Source organism: Neorhizobium sp. T6_25, from assembly GCF_002968555.1.
In the GTDB taxonomy this organism is placed as follows: domain Bacteria; phylum Pseudomonadota; class Alphaproteobacteria; order Rhizobiales; family Rhizobiaceae; genus Neorhizobium.
Genome location: NZ_PVBL01000005.1, coordinates 282,274 through 306,331, shown reverse-complemented (window position 1 = coordinate 306,331; position 24,058 = coordinate 282,274). Strand labels below are relative to the sequence as shown.

Here is a 24,058-nt window from a genome sequence, read left to right as displayed (position 1 = left end):
AAGGCGTGCTCACAACAGGCTGTCGATGAGCTTGGACATGGATTCAACAGACATATCTCCCGAATACTTCTTGCCGCCAATCAGGAAGGTCGGCGTGGAATTGACGCCAAACTCGTCCGCGCCCCTCTTAACGACGGCGTTCACTTCATCGAGAAGCTTCTGGTTCGTCAAGCAGGCCTCGAAAGTCTGCTGTGAGTAACCTGCGAGTTTGACCGCCTGGAGCAGCGCATTACGCACATTTCCGTCCGCAGGCGCCGCCCAGCCGCGCTGCTGCTTGAAGAGCATCGAGACCATCGGGAAATACTGGGCGGGCGTCGAAAGCTCGGCGGCGTTCTGCGGGCTGCAGCGGGCAAGCATGAAAGCGGCGGTCGCGACCGGATCGAACGGGAATTCGCGGAGGATGAAGCGCACCTTGCCGGTATCGATATAGTTGGTCTTGATCGTCTCGAAAGTCTTGTTGTGGAAATTCGCGCAGTGCGGGCAGGTCATCGACATGTATTCGATGATCATGACCTTCGCCTTTTCGTCGCCCAGCGCCATTTCCGGCAGCGGACCCGGCTTCAGTGCAGCGGCCATGTCCACGGTGCCCTGGGACTCCGGCAATTCCTGCGCGATAGCTTCGGAAGCACCAAGCGGCAAGGCTAGGCAAACAGCGGTGACGGCCACTCCGCCGAGAAGCGCGCGCCTGGTCATGGTCATTTCGTTCATCTGCATGGAACACCCGTGTGCGAGAGATCTTCAATAAAGGTGACATTCCGTATCGCGGCGCCCCAGCGCGAACAAGCTGTCGATAGGCAAATCTCTTCAAAGAATTGTGACAAATCGGAGGTCTATCAAGAGGATCGGCGGGTTTATCTCTCAGACCTTGCGTTTCTGCTGCAGGACGGCGGTGCCGAGTCTTGCCACAGCCTTCTTGAGCGCCTCGCTTTCGATGCCTTCCATCATGGTTTCCAGCCGCTTGGCGGCCTCACCCTTCAAGGGCGGCGGCTTGCGGGGATGCTTGAAGGTCTGGGAGACCGGTTTCTGGACGATGCGGATCTGGCGCACCGCCGGGAAACCGAAAAAGGCGTTGATGCGGGCGATCAACTCGCCCTGGGCATGGGTGAGGAAAAGAGCGCGCGCCCCTTCGCAGGCGATCGTCAGCACGCCCGCCTGATGACCGCCGCCCGAACCGGCGCCCTCGTCGCGGCGCGGCCAGGCGATCTTTTCCGGCCGCGTGCAATCGGCAAAGTCCTCGCCGGCGATCTCGTCCCACGAGCCGAGCAGCGCCGTCGATATGCCAGCGCGGCGGGCGAGCACCGGATCGATGATGCCGTTCGCGATCTCCGATATCTGCAGCTCGCGTTTCTTGGGATAACTCATGACGCCCGCCATTGCGGCCCCGGCAGGCCTTGATGCCGGCGCACTATTCCCACAACTATACGCCATCTCTTCCCATTACGGCAAACAATGCTCCAGACGATCCACACCACCCATGCGCAGAAGCTGCTGACCTGGTACGACCGGCACCATCGGGAGCTTCCATGGCGGGTGAGCCCGGCTGCGGCAAAGGCCGGGAAACGGGCCGATCCCTACCACGTCTGGCTTTCGGAAGTGATGCTGCAGCAGACGACCGTGCAGGCGGTGAAACCCTATTTCGCCAAGTTCCTGACGCTCTGGCCCAAGGTGACCGACCTTGCCGCCGCCCCGGTCGAGGACGTGATGGCCGCCTGGGCGGGCCTCGGTTATTACGCCCGCGCCCGCAACTTGAAAAAATGCGCCGAAGCGGTTGCGGCCGAGCATGGCGGTGTGTTTCCCGACACCGAGGAAGGCCTGCGAGCGCTTCCCGGCATCGGCGACTATACGTCTGCCGCCGTCTCCGCCATCGCCTTCAACCGCCAGTCCGCGGTCATGGACGGCAATGTCGAGCGGGTGATTTCGCGGCTTTACGCCATCGACGCGCCGCTTCCGGGCTCCAAGCCGGCGATGAAGGCGAGGGTGGCTGAACTGACGCCGACTGAGCGGCCCGGCGATTTCGCGCAGGCGATGATGGATCTCGGCGCGACCATCTGCACCCCGAAACGGCCGGCCTGCGCGCTCTGTCCCTTCCGCGACGACTGTCTGGCCTTTGCAGAACACGACCCGGAGCGGTTTCCGGTCAAGGCAGCGAAGAAGGAAAAGCCCGTGCGGTTCGGCGCCGTCTTCGTGGCCGTGACGCCGGAGGGCGAAGTGCTGTTGCGGCGGCGGATCGCCAGCGGGCTCCTCGGCGGCATGACCGAAGTGCCAACCACCGCCTGGACGTCGCGCCTCGACGGCGGGACCACGACGGACCACGCGCCCTTCCCCGCCGCATGGGAAGCATCCGGCACCGTCACCCACGTCTTCACCCATTTCGAACTGAGGCTCGCGGTCTTCCGGGCGAAGACCGCGAAGGTCACCACCGCCGACGGCTGGTGGGAGCCGGTCACAAATCTAGAGGCCCAGGCCTTGCCGACGGTGATGAAAAAAGCCATCACCCAGGCCATTCCACTGGCCTTCGAAAAATCCTCGAACTGATATTCCCGGGACCTGTTCATGGCAGCCAAGATCGACCACATCGTCTTCGATATCGGCAAGGTGCTGATCCATTACGATCCGAACCTTCCCTATGCCCGCGTCATTCCGGACGAGGAGGAGCGCAGATGGTTCTTTGAGAACGTCTGCACCCACGAATGGAACCTGGAACAGGATCGCGGCCGCAAGTGGGAAGATGCCGAGGCGCTGCTGGTCGAGCAATATCCGGAGCGCGAGGAACAGATCCGCGCCTTCCGCAAATGCTGGCACGAAATGGTGCCGCATGCCTATGACGGCTCGGTCAAGATCATGGAAAGCCTGATCGACAAGGGCCACGACGTGACGATGCTGACCAATTTCGCCGCCGACACGTTCGCCGAGGCTAGGCAGATCTTCCCCTTTCTCAACAAGCCGCGGGGCGTCACCGTGTCGGGTGAGATCGGCCTGATCAAGCCGGACGTGGCGATCTACGAAAAGCACGCCCGCGACTTCGGCCTGACCCCGGAAGCCTCGATCTTCATCGACGACAGCCATGCGAATGTCGAAGGTGCGCGCGCGGCCGGCTGGCAGGCGGTGCATTTCAAGGATGCCGAGACTCTGCGGCAGGACCTGATCGCCCACGGCATCGAGGTATAGGACCGTCCGGTCGCGGGACAGGTTCCTAGAGGATCCGGCTCGCGGCGCAGACGCGCCCGACGACTTTCAGCTCTGCTAGACCGTCCTTGAGGACATGCTGCGAACGATACCGTTCCAGATTGTCCGGCAGGAGTTCGAGGCTGCCGTCGGCAAACCGCTGCACCCGCCGGGCGATCAGTTCCGCGCCGGCATCGAACAGATAGACGCTCCCGTCCTCCAACTTGCGGTCGCTGATGTCGACGAAAATAGGCGTACCGTCGACGATCGTCGGCGACATGCTGTCGCCGCTCGCGGAGACGACCCGCAAGTTTTCCGGATCGACCGAGAGCTTCGCCCAGAAACCTCCGGGGATGGCCGTCCACGTGGTGTCGAGGGAAGACTGCCCGGGCACAACGTCTTCATAAGCCGGGATCACCATGCGATCGGCGAGATTCCAGACCGGGCTCGGCTCGAAAAACCCGGCCGGCGGGATTTCCGGAGGTGAAAAATGGATGACGCCATCCTCGACCGACCAGTCGTTGCCGAGATATTCGATCGGAACTTCGGCGAGTTCCGCCATCATGTTGAGCGTGCTGTGGCGCGGCTCAGTCTTGCCGTGACGGTAGTTGTCGAGCGTGTTGTCGTTGAGGCCCAGCGCATCAACGACCCGCAGGCGGCCGCCGGCCAGTTCGCAGAGGATCAGCATCTTCAGCGCCACGGCACGGCGCGCGGCATCCCTGCCCTCCCAGCTTGGAGAGAACCGCGCCAACGCACGCTCGATCCGGTGGCGCAACTCGCCATTGACAGGCATGGACATTCTAAAAAACGCTAAATTGGAAATTCGTTCAACCCCGTACAACCTACGATATCAAGCGCAGGTGACGGCGGGAATACCTGAAATTTCGCAAAGTCGAGTTTGGCCGGGCGGCAGAGGCTGCCAACGCCACGCCGAAAAAAGAAATGGCGCCCGGGATCAGCCTTCCCGGGCGCCAATTATCCTCGTCCGGGACTAGAGGTACGAAACCGGACAAGGCATTCGGTCGATGTGGCGGGGACCGGTGGATCAGTCCAGTTTCGCCATACCGTTTCGGATCACGGATCGCAGTTCATCGATGGGCTTGAGCGATTTGCCATCGTCGAAATGCCAGAACGTCCATCCGTTGCATGCATCAAGGCCCTGCACTTTCGCGCCCAGGCGATGAATGGAACCGGCGTCGCCATTTGCCGAGAGCGTGCCGTCGGCGCGAATGATCGCGCTGTGGCGGCGCTTCGCGTCGGTCAGGACCTGACCGGGCTTGACGAGACCGCTTTCGACCAGCGTGTTGAAGGCGACACGGGGTTCGGCCTTCTTGCCGGTCATGACCGTCAGTTCCGCCTTGCCGAGCGGCTCGACGGAGGCGATGCGAGCGGAAGCCGCATCGATATAATCCTGCTCGCGCTCGATGCCGACGAAGTTGCGGCCGAGACGTTTTGCGACGGCGCCGGTCGTGCCGGTGCCGAAGAAGGGATCGAGAATGACGTCGCCCGGCTTGGTCGAGGCCATGATCACACGGGCGAGCAGCGATTCCGGCTTCTGGGTCGGATGGACCTTCTTGCCGTCGTCGCCCTTCAGGCGTTCGCCGCCGGAGCAGATCGGAAAGAGCCAATCGGAGCGCATCTGCACGTCGTCGTTGGAGGCCTTCAGCGCATCGTAGTTGAAGGTATAGCCCTTCGACTTGGCGTCGCGGCTCGCCCAGATCATCGTCTCATGGGCGTTCTGGAACCGGCGGCCCTTGAAGTTCGGCATCGGATTGACCTTGCGCCAGACGATGTCGTTCAGCAGCCAGAAGTTCAGGTCCTGCATGATCGCGCCGACGCGGAAGATGTTGTGGTAGGAACCGATGACCCAGATCGTGCCATTCGGCTTCAGCACGCGGCGGCAGGCGAGCAGCCAGGCGCGGGTGAAGGCGTCATAGACCTCGAAGGAGGCGAATTGGTCCCATTCGTCATCGACGGCATCGACCAGCGACTGGTCGGGACGGTGCAGCGTGCCGCCGAGCTGGAGATTATAGGGTGGATCGGCGAAGATTGCATCGACGGAATGATCCGGCAAGGCTTCCAAAGCAGCGACGCAATCGCCCTTGATGATGGAGTTTAGCCAAGTGTCCGGACGGACCTGCCGCTTCAGGTCGGCCAGCGGAAGAACTGCTGCCATGTGCTACTCGCTACGCTCTACTCGATACGAATTTTTACTGCCTGTTATGGTTACCTATTTTGGTTACCAAAGCCTGAAGCGGTGCACGATTTCGGGAAAAATTTTGAGGCGTGAAAAGATGGTGCGGGTTGCGCTAGGATTAGCTCATGAAGAGAAGTGAAGCGATCGAAAAGCTGAAAAAGCAGGCCGACGCCATCCGCGCGCTCGGCGCGACCTCGCTTTATCTTTTCGGCTCGGTCGCACGCGACGAGGCCGGGCCGACCAGCGATCTCGATTTGTTTATCGATTATGATCCGCAGAGCCGCTTCAATGCATTCGACCTCGTCGGAATCAAGCTTTTCCTGGAAGATGAGCTTGCGACAGAGGTCGATATAACAACGCGCGATAGCCTTCACCCGATTCTGAAGGACAGGATCGAAAGGTCCGCGTTGCAGGTCTTCTGATGTCCCGCGAGGTCCGGCATTTTCTTTACGATATTCGCCAAACGATCTCCATCATCGAGAATGCGACCGCTGGCAAATCGTTCGCCGACTATAGCGGCGATCCGATTCTCAAACTCGGTCTGGAGCGCGCCGTCGAAATCATCTCGGAGGCAAGTCGTGGGATTCCGGATGACCTCAAAACATCACGCCCGGAAATTCCGTGGCCGAAAATTAGAGGTATCGGCAACGTCTTGAGGCTCGAATATCATGGCCTTTCGGACAAGATCATCTGGGGCGTGATCGTCGACGAAATCCCGAAGCTTAGGCTTGCCATAGAAGCGATACTGCGAGTGGTCGAGGAGCCATAGCTAAACCACATGCACCTCGCGGCTGTCCTTCGGCGCTTCGTCCCGCTCGAACATGCCGTAATCCCTGACGACATGGCCGATGCGCAGGCGGTAATCGGCGAAGACGCCGCCGCGGCCGGCTTTCTGGGCAGCGCGGTGGCTTTCGAGGTTGCGCCACGCCTTGACCGCCTCCTCGTCTCGCCAGAACGACAGGGAGAGGATTTTTCCGCGCAGGGTGAGGCTTTCGAAACGCTCGATCGAGATGAAGCCGTCGATGGTTTCCAGCTCGGATCTGAGTTCGCCGGCGAGGTCGAGATATTTGTGGCGCTCGCCCATATAGGGGATGACTTCGAAAATAACGGCGATCATGGCTTTACCAAAGCTCCGTGCGGCATAGAGACATTCTTGAGGAAGATCCGGTCCTCCTTCAGGATGAAACGCTCGCGTTTCGAGAACGCGTAGTTTTCCTTGCCCAGCGGATCGGCCATCAGCCGGGCGCGATAGGCTTCGTAGGCGGCGAGGCTGTCGATATTGTAGACGCCGTAGGCCGTCGTCGCCGAACCCTCGTGGGGGCCGAAATAGCCGATCAAATCGGCGCCGCAGCGCGGGATTGCCTGGCCCCAGTTGCGGGCATACTCCGTGAACTCGTTCTTTTTGAACGGGTCGATTTCGTAACGGATGAAACAGGTGATCATGACTTTCTCTCCTTATGTTATGGAGGTGTTTTGCCATGTTGCCAGACGAAGATGCTTCGGTTACGGTCGAAGTATGAAAGAAGGTCCAGACATTGCCCGCATCGGGATGCTGTTCGGCGATCCCGCCCGCGCCAACATGCTGACCGCGCTTATGGGCGGCCAGGCGCTGACGGCGACCGAGCTTGCGCAAGCCGCCGGCGTGACGGTGCAGACGGCGAGTTCGCATCTCTCCAAGCTCGAGGAAGGCGGCATTCTTGCCCAGCGCAAGCAGGGCCGGCATCGCTATTTCACGCTTGCCGACGCGGCCGCCGGCACGCTGCTCGAAAATATCATGGGGTTTGCGGCCAGCAGGGGACATCTGCGCCACCGGCCGGGGCCGAAGGATCCGGCGCTGCGCAAGGCGCGCGTCTGCTACGATCATCTGGCCGGCGACTACGGGGTCAGGATGCTCGACAGTTTCGTCGCCCGCGGCGCGATCGAAAGCGATGGTGAGAACCTGACGATGACCGAGGACGGCCGCGGGGAACTCGCCACGCTCGGCATCAATGTGGCATCGCTCACATCCAATCGCCGGCCGCTGTGCAAATCCTGCCTCGACTGGAGCGAGCGGCGCTCGCATCTGGCCGGCACGCTCGGCAAGGCGCTGCTTGCCCATTTCCTCGAAAACGGCTGGGCACGGCGCAGTGAAGAGAGCCGCGCGGTGCTGTTTACGCCGGACGGCGAGCGGAAATTTCTGTCGCTGTTTCCGGCGGGCTGAACTTCATCACCAGCGCGCCGGCATAATCCTCTTGCGCAATGCGATCGCAAAGGCTGCTCCATTCGCAGCCCGTGCAAGCGTGGCGGGTCACGCCGGCAGAGAAGGCGCGGCGCAGTTTCTCGAACAGTGCCTGATCGGAGGCGATCACCGCCCCGGTCTCTAGCTCCCGCCCAAGCAGGCTGGCGATATCCGCCAGCGCCGCCGCATCGCGACCGGCAACCGAAGCACCGAAACAATGTGCACTTTCATCCGACAGGAGCGGAGCGCAGATATCGTCGGGGCCGGAAACGATCTCGATCGTCTCGCCGGCGGAAAGCCGGCCGGCGAGACGACGATAGTTGGCGACGAAGGCTGGGCTATAGCCCTCGCCGACAAAGGTCAGCATGCAGAGAAGATGATGCGGCCGCAGCCTCACCGTCATTCCACCGCAGCACGGTTGCGGGAGGCGACGGCGGCAAGGACGGCTGCCGCCAGGCCCGATTTCAGTGCAGCGCCGAGGATGAACGGGGCAACGCCGGCCCATAACGCCTTTTCAGCGCCGATCAGTGCCGCGAGCCAGGCCCAGCCGAGCGCAAGGCAGAGAAGGTTTGCGATCAGATGCGCAGAGAAGCTGGCGAGGATGCGCCGCCCGGTCCAGCCGCGTTCGGCAAGCCAGCCGGCAACGGCGGCAATCACCGGAAAGGAAAAGAGATAACCGGCAGTCGGCCCCGCGAACACGGCAATGCTGCCCGCCCCACCCGCGAGCACCGGCGCTCCAAGTGCTGCTTCTCCCAGCCAGGCAAGCACCGTCAAGGCGCCGAGCCGCCAGCCGTAGAGAGCGCCGATCATGGTCACCGCGAAGGTCTGCATGGTGATCGGGACCGGGACCATCGGCACGGCGATCCGGGACGCGATCGCCAGCACCAGCGTGCCCGCAAGCACGAACAGGACTTTGGCGGGCACGGACCGCTCGACAAGTCGAAAGGGATCGAAAACAAGCGTCTGGGACGAATTAATCAGGGACATCGGCTCTCCTTCTCAAATTATAGATAATTTTGATTCCCATCTATTTTATGAAATGGTTTTCGCCAGATGACAAGCGCTCGGTGGCAGCTTCATCGCCATGACACCAAGCCGGCGAACACAGATGTCCTGCTTTCCGGCAAACTTCACCGGAAATAAAATTATCTATAACTTTTGAAATAGTCAGCCGACGATGGCGAAAATCTCGCGCGCGGCACCAGTCTTGGCCGGCTGCGGGCCACGGCCGATCCATTGCACGTGCTTCTGCAAGATGGCGGCGGCCTCGTCTGTCTTGCCCTGCCGAAGAGCGGCGAGGATGGCGCGATGGTCGTGGTCGGTACGCTTTTCCCAGCCGGATTGCCAGGCGGAGAACAGGAACCTGGCGCTTGCCGCATGCAGATCGTCGATCGAGGCGAGCAGGCGCTTCATGCCGCAGGGGGCGAGGATCAACCGGTGGAAACGGCGGTTCGCCGCCTCCCAGCCATGCACGTCGGCAGCGGCATCGCCCTCACGGGCCGCATCTTCCGCCGCATCGAGGATGGCCGGGGTCAGGTGGCGGGCGGCATGACGGAGCGCCAGCACCTCCAGCACGGCACGCATTTCCGCCACTTCGCGGACTTCGGCGAGATCGAAGGAGGCGACGCGCACGCCGCGCCGCGGCTCGCTGATCGCCAGTCCCTGCGCTTCCAGCCGGCGGAATGCCTCGCGCACCGGCACGTGGCTGGTCTCGAATTCCTCGGCGATATGATCCTGGCGAAGACGGGCGCCCGGGGCGAGCTCGCCACGCACGATGCGGTCGGCAAGCACGCGGCTGATGCGGCTGGCGATGGTGTCTTCCGGTTCCTTGCCCATCAGCGTTCCTTAGTGCGCCGTTTTCCGCTTGTCGAGAGCCGCCCGCTCCGCTTGTCCCAGCCATGCGCGACGGTTGGTTGAGGTTTGTCCTGCCATCGTATAAAAGGCCGCCTCACCTTATATCAGGCCCATGGAAGGCATTTCCTCATGAGCAGCTTCGACCTCATCATCTTCGATTGCGACGGCGTTCTCGTCGATTCAGAAATCATCGCGGCGCAGGTGGAATCCAGGCTACTGACCGAAGCGGGTTATCCGATCAGCGTCGAGGAAATGGGCGAGCGCTTCGCTGGCATGACCTGGAAGAACATCCTGCTGACCGTGGAAAAGGAAGCCGATATTCCGCTGTCCGCTTCGCTGCTCGACAAGTCCGAGACAATCCTTGATGCACGGCTTGCCCGCGACGTGAAGATCATCGACGGTGTGAAATTCGCGCTGGCAAGGCTGACGACGCAGCGCTGCATCTGCTCCAATTCGAGCACACACCGGCTCGACGTGATGCTCGAAAAGGTCGGCCTGAAACCCTATTTCGCGCCGCATATCTATTCGGCCAAGGATCTTGGGCCGGATCGGGTCAAACCGAAGCCGGATATCTTCCTGCATGCCGCCGAGCAGTTCAAAGTTTCGCCGGAAAAGTGCCTGGTGATCGAGGATTCCACCCATGGCGTCCATGGCGCCAAGGCGGCCGGCATGCGCGTCGTCGGTTTTACCGGGGCATCGCACACCTATCCGAGCCATGCCGACCGATTGACGGACGCCGGTGCCGAAACCGTGATTTCGCGGATGATGGACCTGCCGGCGGTCATCGCTGCGCTCGGCGAATGGGCCGGGGCGCTCTGAGCGCCCCGATCGGTTGGTTCTCTATCAGCTCCGGCGGGCCGGCTTCTTGGCCGGGCCGGTGTCGTAGCCGAGGCGGACGCGGGTGAAGCGCGAGGCGCCGCCTTGCGCGTTCGGGATCTGCACATCCGTCTTGTTGAAGATGAACTGGGTGCCGCCGGCCGGCATGTCGACCGGGAAGGACACCTTCTGCGAATAGATAACGCTGTCGCCGTCGACCACTTCGATGAGGATCGGAAGGGTGATTTGACCGGGGACGCCGACCGGGCCCTGGACGAGACGTCCTTGCGCGACGACGTTGATGGTCAGCGTCGTCTCATTGGCGGTGCACTGGCGTGTCGCATCGGCGAGCGAGGCCTGGTAGAGCAGTTTTTCCGGCTTATTTTCACCGCCGCGCGCATAGGCGCGGTGAATGGCGGTCTGTTCCAGCATGACGACCGGCGGGCAGAATGCCTGCACGACGGGAGTTGCTGCCTCAGCGGCGGGGGCGGCGGTTGCGGTCGGGGTCAGCCCCTCTGTCGGCGCCGAGGAATTGCAGCTTGCGAGAACCGCCACGAGCGACACCGCCAGAAGACCACGCGAAATCTTTGCAAACACCGTACTCAACCCTCTTCCATCCCAATATCTGGGCCATTTACCTGGCGAACCGGAGCGTCACTTTCCGGTCTTTCACCGCCCATTTTCCTGGTCTATATCAGCGGCGCGAATAAAAATCGATTGGGGTTGATGGTCGTGGACTATATTTCTACCCGGGGCGAAGCCGCTCCGCTCGGATTCCGGGATGCGCTGATGGCGGGCCTTGCCCGCGACGGCGGCCTTTACGTGCCACGTCAATGGCCTTCGCTCTCCAAAAAGGAGATCCGCGCGCTGCGCGGCAAGACCTATCAGGAGGTCGCCTTCGAGATCCTCAAGCACTTCGTCGGTGACGAAATTCCCGCGGGGAAGTTGAAGTCGATGATCGACGAGGCCTATGCCACGTTCCGGCATCCGGCCGTCGTGCCGCTGGTGCAGACCGGGCCGAACGACTTCGTGCTCGAGCTCTTCCACGGCACGACGCTCGCTTTCAAGGACGTGGCGATGCAGCTGCTCGCCCGGCTGATGGACTATGTGCTGGCCGAGCGCGGCGAGCGCGCAACGATCGTCGGCGCGACGTCGGGGGATACCGGCGGGGCGGCCATCGACGCATTCGCGGGCCGCGAGCGCACCGACATCTTCATCCTCTTCCCGCATGGCAAGGTCTCGTCCGTGCAGCAGCGGCAGATGACGACCTCCAGTGCCGCCAACGTGCATGCGCTGGCGCTGAAGGGCAATTTCGACGACTGCCAGAACATCGTCAAGGAGATGTTCAACGACGCCGCCTTCCGCGACCGGGTGAGGCTCTCGGGCGTCAACTCGATCAATTGGGCGCGCATCATGGCGCAAGTGGTCTATTATTTCACGGCCGCCGTCTCGCTCGGCGGGCCGGACCGGAAAGTCTCCTTCACGGTGCCGACTGGCAATTTCGGCGATATCTTCGCGGGTTATGTGGCCAAGAAGATGGGCCTGCCGATCGACCGGCTGGTGATCGCCACCAACGACAACGACATCCTCGCCCGGACGCTGAAGACCGGCCGCTACGAGATGCGCGACGTCAAGGCGACCACCTCGCCGTCGATGGACATCCAGATCTCGTCCAATTTCGAGCGGCTGCTGTTCGAAGCCTATGGCCGCGACACCGCGTCGGTGCGCGCCGCGATGGCTGGCCTCAAGCAATCCGGCAGCTTCGAGATCAAGCCGGACGCGTTGAAGGCCATCCGCCGCGAATTCCGCGCCGGGCGGGCAACGGAGCGGCAGGTGGCCGACACGATCCGCGAGACGCTTGCCGAGACCGGATACCTGCTCGATCCGCATACGGCGACCGGCGTTTTCGTCGCAAAAAAGAACGCAAAACCGGCAAGCCCGATGGTCACTCTGGCCACCGCCCACCCGGCCAAATTTCCGGCCTCGGTAAAATCCGCTTGCGGAATTGATCCGGCGCTTCCATCATGGCTTGCTGATCTTATGCAAAGGGAGGAGCGCTTCGATATCTTGGAGCCTGAGCTTAAGGCCGTCGAAACTTTCATCGGCGAGCATGCCCGCGCTAAGTAATACAAGTATCGGCGGCGCCGGAAAGACGTAAACATGAATGTAGAAATCACCCGGCTCGCCTCCGGGTTGACGGTCGTCACCGAAACCATGCCGCATCTGGAGAGCGTCGCGCTGGGTGTCTGGATCAAGTCCGGATCGCGTAACGAGACCGAGGACGAACATGGGATCGCCCACCTCCTCGAGCACATGGCCTTCAAGGGCACCGCCCGCCGTAGCGCCCGTGACATCGCCGAAGAGATCGAGAATGTCGGCGGCGAACTGAACGCCGCAACATCCACCGAAACCACCTCCTATTACGCCCGGGTGCTCAGGGACAACGTGCCGCTCGCGGTCGACATCCTTGCCGACATCCTGACGGAATCGGAGTTCGACGAGGAAGAACTGCGTCGCGAAAAGCACGTCATCCTCCAGGAGATCGGGGCTGCCAACGACACGCCCGACGATGTCGTTTTCGACAAGTTTTCCGAGGTCGCCTACCGGGGCCAGACGCTCGGCCGGCCCATCCTCGGCACGCCGGATACCGTCAAGGGTTTCACGCCCGGGCAGATCCGCAACTATCTTTCGCGCAATTACACGACCGACCGGATGTTCGTGGTCGCGGCCGGCGCCGTGGATCACACGACGTTCGTCAAGCAGGTGGAAGAGCGTTTTGCCCGTCTGCCCATGACCCCGAGCGCACCGCCCGTGCTGGAAGCTGCCCGTTACATCGGCGGTGACGTGCGTGAAACCCGCGACCTCATGGACGCGCAGGTGCTGCTCGGCTTCGAGGGCAAGGCCTATCACATGCGCGACTTCTACTGCTCGCAGATCCTCGCCAACATCCTCGGCGGCGGCATGTCATCGCGCCTGTTCCAGGAAGTGCGCGAACGTCGCGGCCTGTGTTATTCGGTCTATGCCTTCCACTGGGGTTTTTCCGACACCGGCATCTTCGGCATCCATGCGGCAACCGGCGGCAACGAGTTGCCGACGCTGGTGCCCGTCATCATCGATGAGCTGCGCAAGTCTTCGGAAACCATTCACCAACAGGAAATCGACCGGGCCCGCGCCCAAATCCGGGCCCAGTTGCTGATGGGCCAGGAAAGCCCGGCGGCGCGCGCCGGCCAGATCGCCCGCCAGATGATGCTTTATGGTCGCCCCATCCCCAACCCGGAAATGATGGAACGACTGGAAGGCATCACCACGGAGCGGCTCACCGATCTTGCCGGGCGGCTGTTTTTCGATACAGTTCCCACCTTGTCGGCGGTCGGCCCGATCGAACAGCTCGCGCCGTTGACCGACATCTCCACGGCGCTTTCCACGCCGGGGATCCAGACGAAGAAGGCTGCCGGTTAAACCGGCCGCCCTGCCCGGAGCAGCACTAGCATGACCAAATCGGTGTTTCGGTTCCTGTCGCGACAGCCGGACACACCAGAGCTTTATGGCGAAAACCACCTGCTCCGGCTTCCCCGTTATTCCGACTACAAACAGTGGCAGCGGCTGCGCTCGGAAAGCCGGCCGTTCCTGCAGCCCTGGGAGCCGATCTGGCGGCCGGACGAGCTGACCGAGGGGGCGTTCCGCCTGCGCGTCGTCAGAAGTGGTCAGGAATATGCCTCGGGCCTTGCCGTGCCGCTGCTTCTCTTCCGCCGCGACGACCAGGTTCTGCTCGGCGGCCTGACCATCGGCTATATCCGGCGGGGTGCGGCGCAGAGCTGCATGGTCGGATACTGGATGGGCGAGAAACATTCCGGCCAAGGCCACATGTTGGCCGCATTGAAGGTGGCTATCCCGTATATCTACGGCGGACTTCAGTTGCACCGGATCGAGGCAGCCTGTATTCCGGAGAACTGGAAGAGTGTACGGCTTCTCGAAAAGGCCGGTTTCGAGCAGGAAGGTCTTTTGCGCAAGTATCTCAAAATCAATGGCGAATGGCGCGACCACCTGATGTTTTCCCGCCTGCCGGAAGACGGCGAGTTCGGGAAGATGCTGAAGCCATGAACGCCTCAGCCTTGCGTCTTGCGTCATTGATCCGCTTTTTTCCGGCAATCATCGCCCTCCTCGCCGCCGCCGTTGTCCTGACGGCTGCGCCAGGCGCGCGCGCCGCGGAGCCGGTCAAGATCTCGCGAGACGACACGGCGCTCGACCTGACGAGAACCACGGATATCTACGTCAACCAGGGCGAGGCCTTCCAGGTTTCGACCGCGGCCGGCGCGGACGGCATCCGCCGCCGCATCGAGGTGCGCGCCAGCTCTCCCGGCCACCAGGGCGACTGGGCGGTCTTTGCACTTTCCAACGTTTCGGAAGAACAGCTCGAACGGGTGATCGTCGCGCCGCATTTCCGGCTCGCCAACTCGAAAATGTTCTGGCCGGACCTTGGCTCGCAGCGCATCATCTCGATCACGCCTTCGGAAGGTTTTGCGCTCGACCGGATAACGAGCCCGGATGCGGATGTCTTCCGGATCACCCTGAACCCCGGTTCGACCATCACCTTCGTCGCGGAACTCGCGACGCCGTCGCTGCCGCAGATCTATCTCTGGCAGCCGGACGCCTACAAGGACACGGTCAACTCGTTCACGCTCTATCGCGGCATCGTGCTCGGAATTGCGGGCCTCCTGGCGGTGTTCCTGACCATTCTCTTCGTCGTCAAGGGCACCTCGATGCTGCCCGCGGCGGCAGCGCTTGCCTGGGCGGTGCTCGCCTATATCTGCGTCGACTTCGGCTTCCTCGACAAGCTGATCACCGTCACGTCGGGCGACCAGCGCATGTGGCGCGCGGCGGCGGAGGTGGCGCTCGCGTCTTCTCTCGTCATCTTCCTGTTCACCTACCTCAACCTCAACCGCTGGCACGTGCATCTTGGTTACGCGACGCTTGCCTGGGTGGTCGGACTGGTGCTGCTCGGCGGCGTGGCGATCTACGATCCCTCGGTCGCGTCGGGCATCGCCCGCCTTTCGTTCGCACTGACCGGCACCGTCGGCATCCTGCTGATCATCTATCTCGGCTTCAACCGCTACGATCGCGCGATCCTGCTGGTGCCGACCTGGGCGCTGATCCTGGTCTGGCTTTTCGCCGGCTGGCTGACGGTGACCGGCAAGCTCGACAACGACATCATCCAGCCGGCCCTTGGTGGCGGTCTGGTCCTGATCGTGCTTCTCATCGGCTTCACGGTCATGCAGCACGCCTTTGCCGGCGGCGCCTACCAGCAGGGCCTGTTCTCCGACCTCGAACGGCAATCGCTGGCGCTGACCGGCAGCGGCGACACCGTCTGGGATTGGGACGTGGCCCGCGATCGCGTCGTCACCACGCCCGACATCTCGACCCGCCTCGGGCTCGATGCCGGCGCCATGCACGGGCCTGTGCGCAACTGGGTGCCGCGGCTGCATCCCGACGACCGCGACCGTTTTCGTGCGACGCTGGACGTGCTGCTCGAACACCGCCGCGGCCGCCTGAACCACGAATTCCGCATCCGCGCCGAGGACGGGCATTTCCACTGGCTGCAGATTCGCGCCCGGCCGGTGCTCGGCTCGAACGGCGAAATCATCCGCTGCGTCGGCACGATCATCGATGTGACCGAGCAGAAAAATTCCGTCGAACGGCTGCTGCAGGACGCATTGCACGACAACCTGACCGGCCTGCCGAACCGCCAGGTCTTCCTCGACCGGCTGCAATCGGTGCTGACGCTGGCGCCGGCCGGCGACACCGTGCGGCCGACCGTCATGGCGATCGACATCGACCGCTACAAGCAGGTCAACGATAGTCTCGGCATCGCGGCCGGCGACAACATCCTGATCGCGCTGACCCGCCGCCTGCGCCGGCTGCTGAAGCCGCAGGACACGCTGGCGCGGCTTGCCGGCGACCAGTTCGGACTGATCCTCGTCTCCGAGCGCGACCCGGCCAAAGTGGCGGATTTTGCCGATGCGGTCTCCAAGGCGATCATGGTGCCGATCAACTTCGCCAACCGCGAAATCATCCTGACCGCCTCGATCGGCCTCTCCTCGTGGGTCGACCAGCAGGAAAGCGCCTCCGGCATGCTGGCCGACGCGGAACTTGCCATGTACCGGGCGAAACGCTCCGGCGGCAACCGCGTCGAGCCTTTCCGCCCGGCCTTCCGGGCCGCCGGCGCCGACAAGCTGCAGATCGAGACCGATCTTCGCCGCGCGGTCGAACGCAAGGAACTTTTCCTCGCCTATCAGCCGATCATCAGCCTGAAGGATGGCGAGATTGCCGGTTTCGAGGCGCTGATGCGCTGGGATCATCCCAAGCGCGGCAGCATCCCTCCGTCGGAGTTCATTCCGATTGCCGAAATGTCGGACCTGATCGGCCCGCTCGGCCTGTTCGCCATCGACCGGGCCGCCTCGGACCTGATGGTCTGGCAGCAGCAGACAGGCGACCTGCCGGTGTTCGTGTCGGTCAACCTGTCGAGCGCGCAGCTTCTCAACGCCGATCTGTATAACGACGTGCGCGCGCTATTGCAGAAGACCCAGGTCAATCCGGGCCAGCTGAAGCTCGAACTCACCGAATCGCTGATGATGGAGAACCCGGAACAGGCGCGGCTGGTGCTCGGCAAACTCAAGCAAACCGGCCTCAGCCTGGCGCTCGACGATTTCGGCACCGGCTATTCGTCGCTCGCCTACCTTACGCAGTTCCCGTTCGACACGATCAAGCTCGACAAGGCGCTGGTCCGCAACGCTACGGAAAAGCGCGCTGTGCTGCTGCGTTCCGTGATCGCCATGGCCCGGGCGCTGGAAATGACCGTGGTGGCGGAGGGCGTCGAGACCGACGAGGATGCGGCGGAACTTGCCAAGATGGGCTGCCATTTCGGCCAGAGCTATCTGTTCGGCCCGCCTGCCCCGGCAGACGCCGTGCTCCGTCTTCTGAAAGAGCGCTTCCCGCTGACCAAGCGGGCGTAGGCTTTCTCAAGCGGCCTTGCCCGCTCTCGGACGCTCGCGGGCGAAGGGGCTGAGACCCAGCCATTGCTGCATCGAGCTCGCCATTTCCGGATCGCCGTCCAGCTCCAGCCTTCCCTGCGCCATTTCGGCCCGCACCGTCGCAATGCCCATCCAGATGGCGGTCATCGTCCGGAGCGAACTGGTCACGTAGAGGTCGATCTCGAAGCCGGGGTCGGTCGAGCAGACATCGACATCGCGGCCGTCGACGACCAGCCAGTAGCGCTGCTGGCCCGCCGGCCGCTCCGGAAAGAGAAAGAGGACCGTGCAACGCCGCGGAGGCATCGGGGTCGGATCGAGGTGGCGGCGCATGTCCCACATCAGCAGCGACGGATCGAGTTTCTGAAGCGAATGCTGGGTCTCGACCCAATGCTGGCCCCAGAAGCCGAGGGTCATGACCACCTCGCGCAGATCCTCGCCGGCCGGCGTCAGGTGATATTCCATCACCCCATCGGCCGCCTTGCGGTTTTCGACGATGCCCGCCTGGACCAGTTCCTTCAGCCGTTTCGAAAGCAGGGTCGGCGACATGCGTGGCACGCCGCGCCGGAGGTCGTTGAAACGGCAGCTGCCGCACAGAAGTTCGCGGAGGACGAGCGGCGTCCAGCGGGTGCAGAAAATCTCCGCCGCCATCGCCACCGGACAGAACTGGCCGTAGCTCGCGGTCACTTCCAACATCGCCACCTCCTCGACATGCCCCGCGGCAGAGTAATCCCGTTCCGGAAACCGACCAAGTCCGCTTTATGTACTATTGGCCTGATAGCGGAGCGGCTCCGGATTGACGGATTTGAAAACATCTCATCCATCCCTGTGTGTGCCGCACGCCAGACACGATCCATAGCCGCCAAGGCATGACAAATCCATCCGTGGTCATTGCAGCGAGGCTCCACAGCATTATCGCCTCATTCTCACTTGACTCATCCATAGCCACACAGCTATACGTTAATCCATAGCCAACGAGGTATGAATCCAGTGTCAAACGCCCACGATGTGCTCTTCCGAACGCTCGCCGACCCGACGCGGCGAGCCATATTCGAGCGGCTGTGCCGCGAAGGCGAGAGGACGGTCGGGGTCCTGACGGCGCAGGCCGGGGTTTCTCAGCCGGTCGTCTCGAAACATCTCGGCGTGTTGAAGCGGGCCGGGCTGGTGCGCGACCGCCACGAGGGCCGCCAGACGCATTACAGCGCCCAGCTCGGCGCACTCGCCCCTCTGGTCGACTGGACGAGCCAGATGGCCGGGTTCTGGCAAAACCGCTTCGACCGCCTCGAAGACCTGCTCAAAAGGATGGACCAATGAACGATACTTCGACCCAAACACGCACCGTCGTGGTCGAGCGGGAGATTGCGCACCCGGCGGAAAAGGTCTGGCGGGCACTCACGCAACAGCACCTGATCGAGGAATGGCTGATGAAGAACGATTTCCAGCCGGTCGTGGGTCACCGTTTCAAGCTTCGCGGCGAGTGGGGCGGCGTCCTGGACTGCGAAGTGCTGGCCGTGGAGCTTCACAGGGAGCTTTCCTACACCTGGGACCATGCGCATGAGGATGCGGCCTACGATCTGAGAAGCGTGGTGACCCTGACGCTCACCCCGACCAGTACCGGAACCCATTTGCGCATGGAGCAGTCGGGCTTCCGGCCGGACCAGACGCTCGCCTATAACGGCGCCCGCCACGGATGGCAGGGTTTCGTCGGCGCGCTGGAGACGGTTCTGGCGAGGATCGACTGACGCCTTGCGAGAGGCCGAGGCCGGAATTTTTACAGGGCGGCACTGCCGTCGTTTTCAGGGGAGGTATTATCGTTGAGCTGGAACACGTTAACTCGGCAGGTCCACCGCTGGCTGTCGATCGTCTTTACTGCGACGGTCATTGCGAACTTCGTCGCCATGGGCATCGGAGAGCCGCCCTTGTGGGTCGTCTACTCTCCCCTCGTCCCCCTGTTCCTGCTAATGTTGAGCGGTCTTTATCTGTTCGCGTTGCCATACGCCCGTCGTAGCGGGCAACGCGCCAGCGGATAGGAGTGAACAGAATGGTTGGAGAGACACCCAGGAAATCCGGGGCTGCCAAGCCGGCACCCGCCAGCCGCGTCGCTGCGGAGCCGGCTCTTCTTTCGGGCGGCAACCCGCAGATCGCCAAGGGTTACGGCGACGCACCCGTGCAGGCCTATATCGCGGCCATGCCGGGCTGGAAAAGCGATGTCGGGCGCCGCCTCGACGCACTCGTCACCCGCACCGTCCCCGACGTCTACAAGGCGGTCAAATGGAACTCGCCGCTCTACGGCATCGAGGGCGACGGCTGGTTCCTCAGCGTCCATTGCTTCACGAACTACATCAAGCTGGCCTTCTTCCGCGGCACCTCGCTCAATCCCGTCCCTCCCGGCACGTCCAAAACCCCGCAGACGCGCTACTTTCATATCCATGAGGGAGACGGGTTCGACGAAACAAAGCTCGCCGATTGGGTGAAACAGGCCAGCCAATTGCCCGGCGAACGGATGTAGCGACAGGCGAACGGCGACAGCATAAAGAAAGCGACGGCAACCATGGAAATCATGAACAGCATTCCGGCGGACAAAGACCCCTCTCCGGCGCAGTCGATCGATGCGAGGATTCGCGAGCTTGGCGACTGGCGGGGCGAGACGCTCGCCCGCGTCCGGTTCCTGATCAAGCAAGCAGAGCCCGACGTGGTCGAGGAATGGAAGTGGCGAGGGGTCCCGGTCTGGGAGCGCGACGGGATCATCTGCACCGGCGAGACCTACAAAGCAGCCGTGAAACTGACCTTTGCCAAAGGGGCTTCGCTGGAGGATCCGTCCGGCCTCTTCAACTCCAGCCTCGACGGAAATACGCGGCGTGCCATCGATTTTCACGAGGGCGACAAGATCGATGAGGAGGCGCTGAAGGCACTCATTCGCGCTGCCGCGGCGCTGAATGCCGCTCGCCCCGCCCGCTCACAGTAGAAGCCGAAAAGCGCCTGAAAAGCATCGCGAAACGGCGCGGATCGATCCGCGTTCCGGATGCCCTGACAAGGGCTCCGAGTTACCGGATTTGCCCCGATCATTCTCGGCGCCGCAGTGTCGGCGATCAACGTGCGGCAGGGTCTAGTCCATTTCCTGTACTTGCGGCTGCTCGCTGAGCGGCCAACACTCCGCCCATTCTCGACACATGGGAGGAGAAAAAACATGACAGCAGCAACCGAATTCAAACCCGCCCACACGGTCCATTCGAATGCGGTCGGCATTGCCAGATCGCTCGGGCCGGTCTTTGCCGCACGTGCCGCGGAGGCCGATGACGGCGATGCCTTCGTCGCCGACAATTATCGCGACCTGCGCCATTCCGGCCTGGTCGAGGTCGGCGTCCCCGCCGATCTCGGCGGCGGCGGCGCTGAGGTGCGTGAACTCTGCGACATGATCCGGGAGCTCGCGCACCATTGCGGCTCGACGGCGCTCGCCTTTTCGATGCACACGCATCAGGTGGCGATCCCCGCCTGGCGCTGGACGCGTCAGAAGGCGGCACCGGTGATGCCGCTTCTCAAACGCGTGGCGGCGGAGCGGGTCATCCTGCTATCGAGCGGCGGCTCGGACTGGATCGAAGGATCGGGCAAGGCACAGAAGGTCGACGGCGGCTACCGGATCACGGCACGCAAGATCTTCACCTCCGGCTCGCCGATCGGCGACATCCTGATGACCGGCGCGGTGCTCGACGAACCGGATGGACCAAAGGTCCTGCATTTTGGCCTGCCGATGAAATCGCCGCATGTCAAAGTTCTCGACACCTGGAAGGTGATGGGGATGCGCGGCACGGGCTCGAACGACGTGATGATCGAGGGCCATGTGGTGCCGGAAGAGGCGGTCGCTCTGAAGCGCAACCAGGGCGAATGGCACATGCTATTCCACATCATCTCGATGATCGCCTTCCCGCTGATTTATTCCGCCTATCTCGGCGTTGCGGAAAGTGCGCGCGATATTGCGCTCGAGATGGCGAAGCGGAAGGAGCCGGATGCCCATGTGATCGAGCTTGCCGGGCGGATGGAGACCGAACTCAGGGCCGCACAATACGCCCATGCCGCCATGATTGCCGCGGCCGAGCGCGGCGAACCTTCGCCGGCCACGACCAACGAGATCATGATCGGCCGCTCGCTGGTCGCCCGCCACGCGATCGCCGCGACGGAACTTGCCATGGAGACGGCGGGCGGTGCAGCCTTCTACCGGGACAAGGGCCTCGAACGCCGGTTCCGCGATATTCAGGGCGCCCGTTATCATCCCATGAGGACAGGACCGCAGCAGGAGTTTTCCGGCCGCATCGCCCTCGGTCTCGATACGCTCAGGACGTTTTGAGAACCAGCAGCTTGAGGTGGCGAGGTCGAAAAACCAGCATAGGCTGCATTTTTACTCAGGAATGCACGATAAAAAGGGCAAGTTCAACGTAAAGTGGTGCCTGTTAAAATATGATAATGCATGTTTTGGAGTTGACGAAATCGTGATCTTGCCCCCTAATTCCCAGGGGTCTCTGAATGCGCCCCATAAACTACCTCCCGCCTTTCGATCCACCGAAAGGCGGGTTTTCTTTTTGAGGTGGGGCTATCCCCTCTGCGCCTGGATGAGCCGGTGAATATATTCCAGCTTGACCATGACGGCCTGCGACAGGACGAAGGGATAGAGATCCGGCTGGCCCATCGAGCGGTGGATGCTGTTGAGCGCCATGCTGAACGGCACCCAGGCTGAGACGAGCTGTTCCGCATCACGCGCCGCATAAGGATTGAAAGCCACTTCCGCCGCCATTTCCGCGTGGCCGCGCGGTTCGATCACCATGCCATAGGCCCGGGCTGTCTCCAGCGTATCGACGATATGCAGGTAGTGGGCGAAGCACTCGGCGAAATCTTCCCAAGGATGGGTGCTGGCATAGGTGCTGATGTAGAAATCCTGCCAGCCGGGCGGCGGGCCCTGTTCGTAGTTTCTCTGCAGCGCCGCGCCGTAATCGATCGTCTCGTCGCCGAAGATGGCGCGGAATTCCTCGAGCCTGCCGCCGTCGCGCACCAGCTTGTCCCAGATGTAATGACCTGTTTCATGGCGAAAATGCCCGAGCATGGTGCGGTAGGGCTCGTTCATCGAGACGCGCACCTGCTCGCGGGTCGCATCGTCGGCCTCGGCGGCGCGGATTGCGATCAGGCCATCCTCGTGGCCGGTCATGGCCGGCACGATGGTGCCGTCCGGCTGAATCTCGTCGATCAGGAAATCGAAAACCAGGCCGCCCTGCGGATCCTCGTCGCGATTGGTGTGCGGCAGGTTCCAGCGCATCAGCGAGTAGAAGAGATGCCGCTGCGCCTGGCTGATGCGACGCCATTGGCTGAGGCCGACCTCGGTCGAGGCGTCCGGAACCAGCCGGTTATGCCGGCAGGCAGGGCAGAACGGATGCGGATCGTCGGCACTGACCGTCCAGTTGCAGATGTCCATCGCGGCATTGGCGCAGTGGCGCACCTTATAATCCGGCCGGGCGACGAGATGCCATGTTCCCTCCCCTTCATCCTGCGCAAGCGCATGCATGGCCAGATGCTCCGGGACGAAGGCCAGCCGGTGCCCGCAGTTGACGCAGGAGCGATTGTCGAAATGGATGGTCTGGCCGCAATGATCGCAGTCGTAGAGGCGCATGGAACGTCCGTCGGTTTCAAATGGGCGGATACAGAAAACCTGCTCCGGCCGGAGCCGGAACAGGTTCGCATTCTAAGCTTGTAGAGTAACTGTTACATGCGGTCGACAACACCCTTCGCCGCATCCTTGACCTTGCCCTTGGCCTGCTGCGCATGGCCCTTGGCTTCCTGGCCCGCACCCTTTGCCTTGAGCTTGGGATTGTCGGTCATGTCGCCGGCCGCCTGCTTGACCTTGCCGGTCATTTCGTTGGCCTTGCCGGCCATCTTGTCGCTGGTGCTGCCCATAGTGCTTCTCCTCGGTGAGGACGCCTATCGTCCTGCTGGGAAAAGAACTCCGGGCTGCAGGCTTCGTTCCGGAAATCTTTTAAAATTGGACGATCAGGCGTGGCCGGCTTCGCTGGAGAGCATTTCCGGGCTGACGCCGAGAAGCGCCAGGGCGCGTTCGTATTTGCCTTCCAGCGCGCGGTCGAAGACCAGCGCGTCGCTGGCAGGGCAGTTCAGCCAGCCGTTGTTGGCGATCTCGAGTTCCAGCTGGCCGGCGCCCCAGCCGGCGTAACCGAGCAGCATCGTGGCACGCGCCGGTCCCCGCCCGTCGCAGATGGCGCGGATGATATCCAGCGTGGCGGTGAGCGAGATGTCGTCACTCACCGGAATGGAGGACTCGCTGACGAAATCGTCTGAATGCAGCACGAAACCGCGGCCTGTCTCGACCGGACCGCCGGAAAGGATCGGCAGATCACGGGTCTGCGCCGGCAGCATGATCGCATCGGCCTGATCCATGATCTTCAGGTGGAGGAGAACGTCCGTGAACGAAATCTGCTGCGCGCGGTTGATGATGAAGCCCATCGCGCCAGCCGGCGAATGGGCGCAGATATAAACGACGGCGCGCGTGAAATTGCTGTCCTGCATGCCCGGCATGGCAATCAGGAACTGCCCGTCCAGGAAGCCCCGTTCGCTCTTGTCCCCAAGGGTCGAGAAAGACATGATGCCTCCAGCCTGCCTTCCGGCCCGGCCAAACGGGCAGGAGAGCGTCAATTGCAATTCCATCAAGATGGGGCAGTCGTCCGGATCAATCAACCGAAAATGATCAGTTTGCGTGGGCTCGTGACTGGTTCGGGCAAGGCCAATCGG

Annotated in this window: 30 protein-coding genes; 16 read left to right on the top strand and 14 right to left on the bottom strand. The window is 62.4% G+C overall.

Annotated features, from left to right (window positions below; translation table 11 throughout):
- Window positions 1-9: 9 nt before the first annotated feature.
- Together C5L10_RS09720 and C5L10_RS09715 are read right to left on the bottom strand one after the other, a co-directional pair.
- Complete coding sequence (locus C5L10_RS09720; protein WP_105429461.1) at window positions 10-714, bottom strand: DsbA family protein; 705 nt, start codon at window positions 712-714, stop codon at window positions 10-12.
- 144 nt (window positions 715-858) lie between these two features.
- Entirely contained in the window at window positions 859-1,362 is a 504-nt protein-coding gene (locus tag C5L10_RS09715; protein ID WP_105429499.1) for a DUF721 domain-containing protein, read from the bottom strand.
- A gap of 87 nt (window positions 1,363-1,449) precedes the next feature.
- Here C5L10_RS09715 and mutY point away from each other — a divergent pair, with 87 nt between their 5' ends.
- Both mutY and C5L10_RS09705 read left to right on the top strand, forming a co-directional pair.
- Window positions 1,450-2,535: an A/G-specific adenine glycosylase gene (gene mutY, locus C5L10_RS09710; protein ID WP_105429460.1), complete on the top strand. Its 1,086-nt coding sequence runs from the start codon at window positions 1,450-1,452 to the stop codon at window positions 2,533-2,535.
- Between the two features lie 18 nt (window positions 2,536-2,553).
- Complete coding sequence (locus C5L10_RS09705; protein WP_105429459.1) at window positions 2,554-3,168, top strand: HAD family phosphatase; 615 nt, start codon at window positions 2,554-2,556, stop codon at window positions 3,166-3,168.
- Window positions 3,169-3,193: 25 nt separating this feature from the next.
- On the opposite strand, the gene C5L10_RS09700 is transcribed toward C5L10_RS09705, so the two are convergent.
- Both C5L10_RS09700 and C5L10_RS09695 read right to left on the bottom strand, forming a co-directional pair.
- Window positions 3,194-3,958: a S24 family peptidase gene (locus tag C5L10_RS09700; RefSeq protein ID WP_172716964.1), complete on the bottom strand. Its 765-nt coding sequence runs from the start codon at window positions 3,956-3,958 to the stop codon at window positions 3,194-3,196.
- Between the two features lie 252 nt (window positions 3,959-4,210).
- Window positions 4,211-5,341: a site-specific DNA-methyltransferase gene (locus C5L10_RS09695; RefSeq protein ID WP_105429457.1), complete on the bottom strand. Its 1,131-nt coding sequence runs from the start codon at window positions 5,339-5,341 to the stop codon at window positions 4,211-4,213.
- A gap of 146 nt (window positions 5,342-5,487) precedes the next feature.
- On the opposite strand from C5L10_RS09695, the gene C5L10_RS09690 reads away from it, so the two are divergent.
- The gene (locus C5L10_RS09690; RefSeq protein WP_105429456.1) at window positions 5,488-5,784 is read left to right on the top strand and encodes a nucleotidyltransferase family protein; all 297 of its coding nucleotides are present in this window, start codon (window positions 5,488-5,490) and stop codon (window positions 5,782-5,784) included.
- The gene (locus tag C5L10_RS09685; RefSeq protein ID WP_105429455.1) at window positions 5,784-6,131 is read left to right on the top strand and encodes a DUF86 domain-containing protein; all 348 of its coding nucleotides are present in this window, start codon (window positions 5,784-5,786) and stop codon (window positions 6,129-6,131) included. The genes C5L10_RS09690 and C5L10_RS09685 overlap by 1 nt, the downstream gene beginning before the upstream one ends.
- Here the strand turns inward: C5L10_RS09685 and C5L10_RS09680 are convergent, their stop codons facing one another.
- Together C5L10_RS09680 and C5L10_RS09675 are read right to left on the bottom strand one after the other, a co-directional pair.
- Window positions 6,132-6,479: an antibiotic biosynthesis monooxygenase gene (locus tag C5L10_RS09680; RefSeq protein ID WP_105429454.1), complete on the bottom strand. Its 348-nt coding sequence runs from the start codon at window positions 6,477-6,479 to the stop codon at window positions 6,132-6,134.
- Window positions 6,476-6,805: an NIPSNAP family protein gene (locus tag C5L10_RS09675; RefSeq protein ID WP_105429453.1), complete on the bottom strand. Its 330-nt coding sequence runs from the start codon at window positions 6,803-6,805 to the stop codon at window positions 6,476-6,478. Before C5L10_RS09675 ends, C5L10_RS09680 begins: the two co-directional genes overlap by 4 nt.
- 73 nt (window positions 6,806-6,878) lie before the next feature.
- Between C5L10_RS09675 and C5L10_RS09670 the strand changes: the two genes are divergently transcribed.
- Window positions 6,879-7,562: a helix-turn-helix transcriptional regulator gene (locus tag C5L10_RS09670; RefSeq protein ID WP_105429452.1), complete on the top strand. Its 684-nt coding sequence runs from the start codon at window positions 6,879-6,881 to the stop codon at window positions 7,560-7,562.
- Here the strand turns inward: C5L10_RS09670 and C5L10_RS09665 are convergent.
- The 3 genes from C5L10_RS09665 to C5L10_RS09655 form a co-directional block, all read right to left on the bottom strand.
- Window positions 7,513-7,983 carry a DUF1284 domain-containing protein gene (locus tag C5L10_RS09665; protein ID WP_105429451.1) on the bottom strand — a complete coding sequence of 157 codons (471 nt, stop codon included), beginning with the start codon at window positions 7,981-7,983 and terminating at the stop codon, window positions 7,513-7,515. The two genes, C5L10_RS09670 and C5L10_RS09665, sit on opposite strands and share 50 nt — an antisense overlap.
- Entirely contained in the window at window positions 7,980-8,567 is a 588-nt protein-coding gene (locus C5L10_RS09660; RefSeq protein ID WP_105429450.1) for a biotin transporter BioY, read from the bottom strand. Before C5L10_RS09660 ends, C5L10_RS09665 begins: the two co-directional genes overlap by 4 nt.
- 180 nt (window positions 8,568-8,747) lie before the next feature.
- A complete protein-coding gene (locus tag C5L10_RS09655) occupies window positions 8,748-9,416 on the bottom strand; it encodes a GntR family transcriptional regulator (protein ID WP_105429449.1) in 669 nt (222 codons plus the stop codon).
- Between the two features lie 147 nt (window positions 9,417-9,563).
- Between C5L10_RS09655 and C5L10_RS09650 the strand changes: the two genes are divergently transcribed.
- Entirely contained in the window at window positions 9,564-10,253 is a 690-nt protein-coding gene (locus C5L10_RS09650; protein ID WP_046664509.1) for an HAD family hydrolase, read from the top strand.
- 24 nt (window positions 10,254-10,277) lie between these two features.
- Here C5L10_RS09650 and C5L10_RS09645 read toward each other — a convergent pair whose 3' ends face one another.
- Window positions 10,278-10,847 (bottom strand): PilZ domain-containing protein, encoded by a 570-nt coding sequence (locus tag C5L10_RS09645; protein WP_105429498.1) that lies wholly within the window; start codon window positions 10,845-10,847, stop codon window positions 10,278-10,280.
- 126 nt (window positions 10,848-10,973) lie between these two features.
- Between C5L10_RS09645 and thrC the strand changes: the two genes are divergently transcribed.
- The 4 genes from thrC to C5L10_RS09625 are packed head-to-tail and all read left to right on the top strand — an operon-like array spanning window position 10,974 to window position 17,260.
- Complete coding sequence (gene thrC / locus C5L10_RS09640; protein ID WP_205837036.1) at window positions 10,974-12,377, top strand: threonine synthase; 1,404 nt, start codon at window positions 10,974-10,976, stop codon at window positions 12,375-12,377.
- Window positions 12,378-12,410: 33 nt separating this feature from the next.
- A complete protein-coding gene (locus C5L10_RS09635) occupies window positions 12,411-13,709 on the top strand; it encodes a pitrilysin family protein (RefSeq protein ID WP_046664510.1) in 1,299 nt (432 codons plus the stop codon).
- Between the two features lie 30 nt (window positions 13,710-13,739).
- The gene (locus C5L10_RS09630) at window positions 13,740-14,351 is read left to right on the top strand and encodes a GNAT family N-acetyltransferase (RefSeq protein WP_046607106.1); all 612 of its coding nucleotides are present in this window, start codon (window positions 13,740-13,742) and stop codon (window positions 14,349-14,351) included.
- Window positions 14,348-17,260 (top strand): EAL domain-containing protein, encoded by a 2,913-nt coding sequence (locus C5L10_RS09625; RefSeq protein ID WP_105429448.1) that lies wholly within the window; start codon window positions 14,348-14,350, stop codon window positions 17,258-17,260. The genes C5L10_RS09630 and C5L10_RS09625 overlap by 4 nt, the downstream gene beginning before the upstream one ends.
- A gap of 6 nt (window positions 17,261-17,266) precedes the next feature.
- On the opposite strand, the gene C5L10_RS09620 is transcribed toward C5L10_RS09625, so the two are convergent.
- On the bottom strand, window positions 17,267-17,971 hold the full coding sequence (locus C5L10_RS09620; RefSeq protein ID WP_046631178.1) for a helix-turn-helix domain-containing protein: 705 nt from the start codon (window positions 17,969-17,971) through the stop codon (window positions 17,267-17,269).
- Window positions 17,972-18,265: 294 nt separating this feature from the next.
- On the opposite strand from C5L10_RS09620, the gene C5L10_RS09615 reads away from it, so the two are divergent.
- The 6 genes from C5L10_RS09615 to C5L10_RS09590 all read left to right on the top strand — a co-directional run bounded on the left by C5L10_RS09615 (window position 18,266) and on the right by C5L10_RS09590 (window position 21,617).
- Window positions 18,266-18,589 (top strand): helix-turn-helix transcriptional regulator, encoded by a 324-nt coding sequence (locus tag C5L10_RS09615; RefSeq protein WP_046631613.1) that lies wholly within the window; start codon window positions 18,266-18,268, stop codon window positions 18,587-18,589.
- Entirely contained in the window at window positions 18,586-19,017 is a 432-nt protein-coding gene (locus C5L10_RS09610) for an SRPBCC domain-containing protein (protein ID WP_105429447.1), read from the top strand. The genes C5L10_RS09615 and C5L10_RS09610 overlap by 4 nt, the downstream gene beginning before the upstream one ends.
- A 72-nt stretch (window positions 19,018-19,089) precedes the next feature.
- The gene (locus tag C5L10_RS09605) at window positions 19,090-19,305 is read left to right on the top strand and encodes a hypothetical protein (protein ID WP_105429446.1); all 216 of its coding nucleotides are present in this window, start codon (window positions 19,090-19,092) and stop codon (window positions 19,303-19,305) included.
- Between the two features lie 11 nt (window positions 19,306-19,316).
- Entirely contained in the window at window positions 19,317-19,784 is a 468-nt protein-coding gene (locus tag C5L10_RS09600; RefSeq protein ID WP_105429445.1) for a DUF1801 domain-containing protein, read from the top strand.
- A 21-nt stretch (window positions 19,785-19,805) separates the two neighbouring features.
- Window positions 19,806-20,240: a DUF1801 domain-containing protein gene (locus C5L10_RS09595; RefSeq protein WP_105429444.1), complete on the top strand. Its 435-nt coding sequence runs from the start codon at window positions 19,806-19,808 to the stop codon at window positions 20,238-20,240.
- A gap of 222 nt (window positions 20,241-20,462) precedes the next feature.
- The gene (locus C5L10_RS09590; protein ID WP_105429443.1) at window positions 20,463-21,617 is read left to right on the top strand and encodes an acyl-CoA dehydrogenase family protein; all 1,155 of its coding nucleotides are present in this window, start codon (window positions 20,463-20,465) and stop codon (window positions 21,615-21,617) included.
- A gap of 243 nt (window positions 21,618-21,860) precedes the next feature.
- On the opposite strand, the gene C5L10_RS09585 is transcribed toward C5L10_RS09590, so the two are convergent.
- The 3 genes from C5L10_RS09585 to C5L10_RS09575 all read right to left on the bottom strand — a co-directional run bounded on the left by C5L10_RS09585 (window position 21,861) and on the right by C5L10_RS09575 (window position 23,911).
- Window positions 21,861-22,928 (bottom strand): putative zinc-binding metallopeptidase, encoded by a 1,068-nt coding sequence (locus tag C5L10_RS09585; protein ID WP_105429442.1) that lies wholly within the window; start codon window positions 22,926-22,928, stop codon window positions 21,861-21,863.
- Between the two features lie 92 nt (window positions 22,929-23,020).
- Window positions 23,021-23,212 carry a CsbD family protein gene (locus C5L10_RS09580; protein WP_046631166.1) on the bottom strand — a complete coding sequence of 64 codons (192 nt, stop codon included), beginning with the start codon at window positions 23,210-23,212 and terminating at the stop codon, window positions 23,021-23,023.
- 93 nt (window positions 23,213-23,305) lie between these two features.
- Window positions 23,306-23,911, bottom strand: a complete 606-nt coding sequence (locus C5L10_RS09575) for a YqgE/AlgH family protein (protein WP_046664518.1) — start codon at window positions 23,909-23,911, stop codon at window positions 23,306-23,308.
- Window positions 23,912-24,058: the final 147 nt, after the last annotated feature.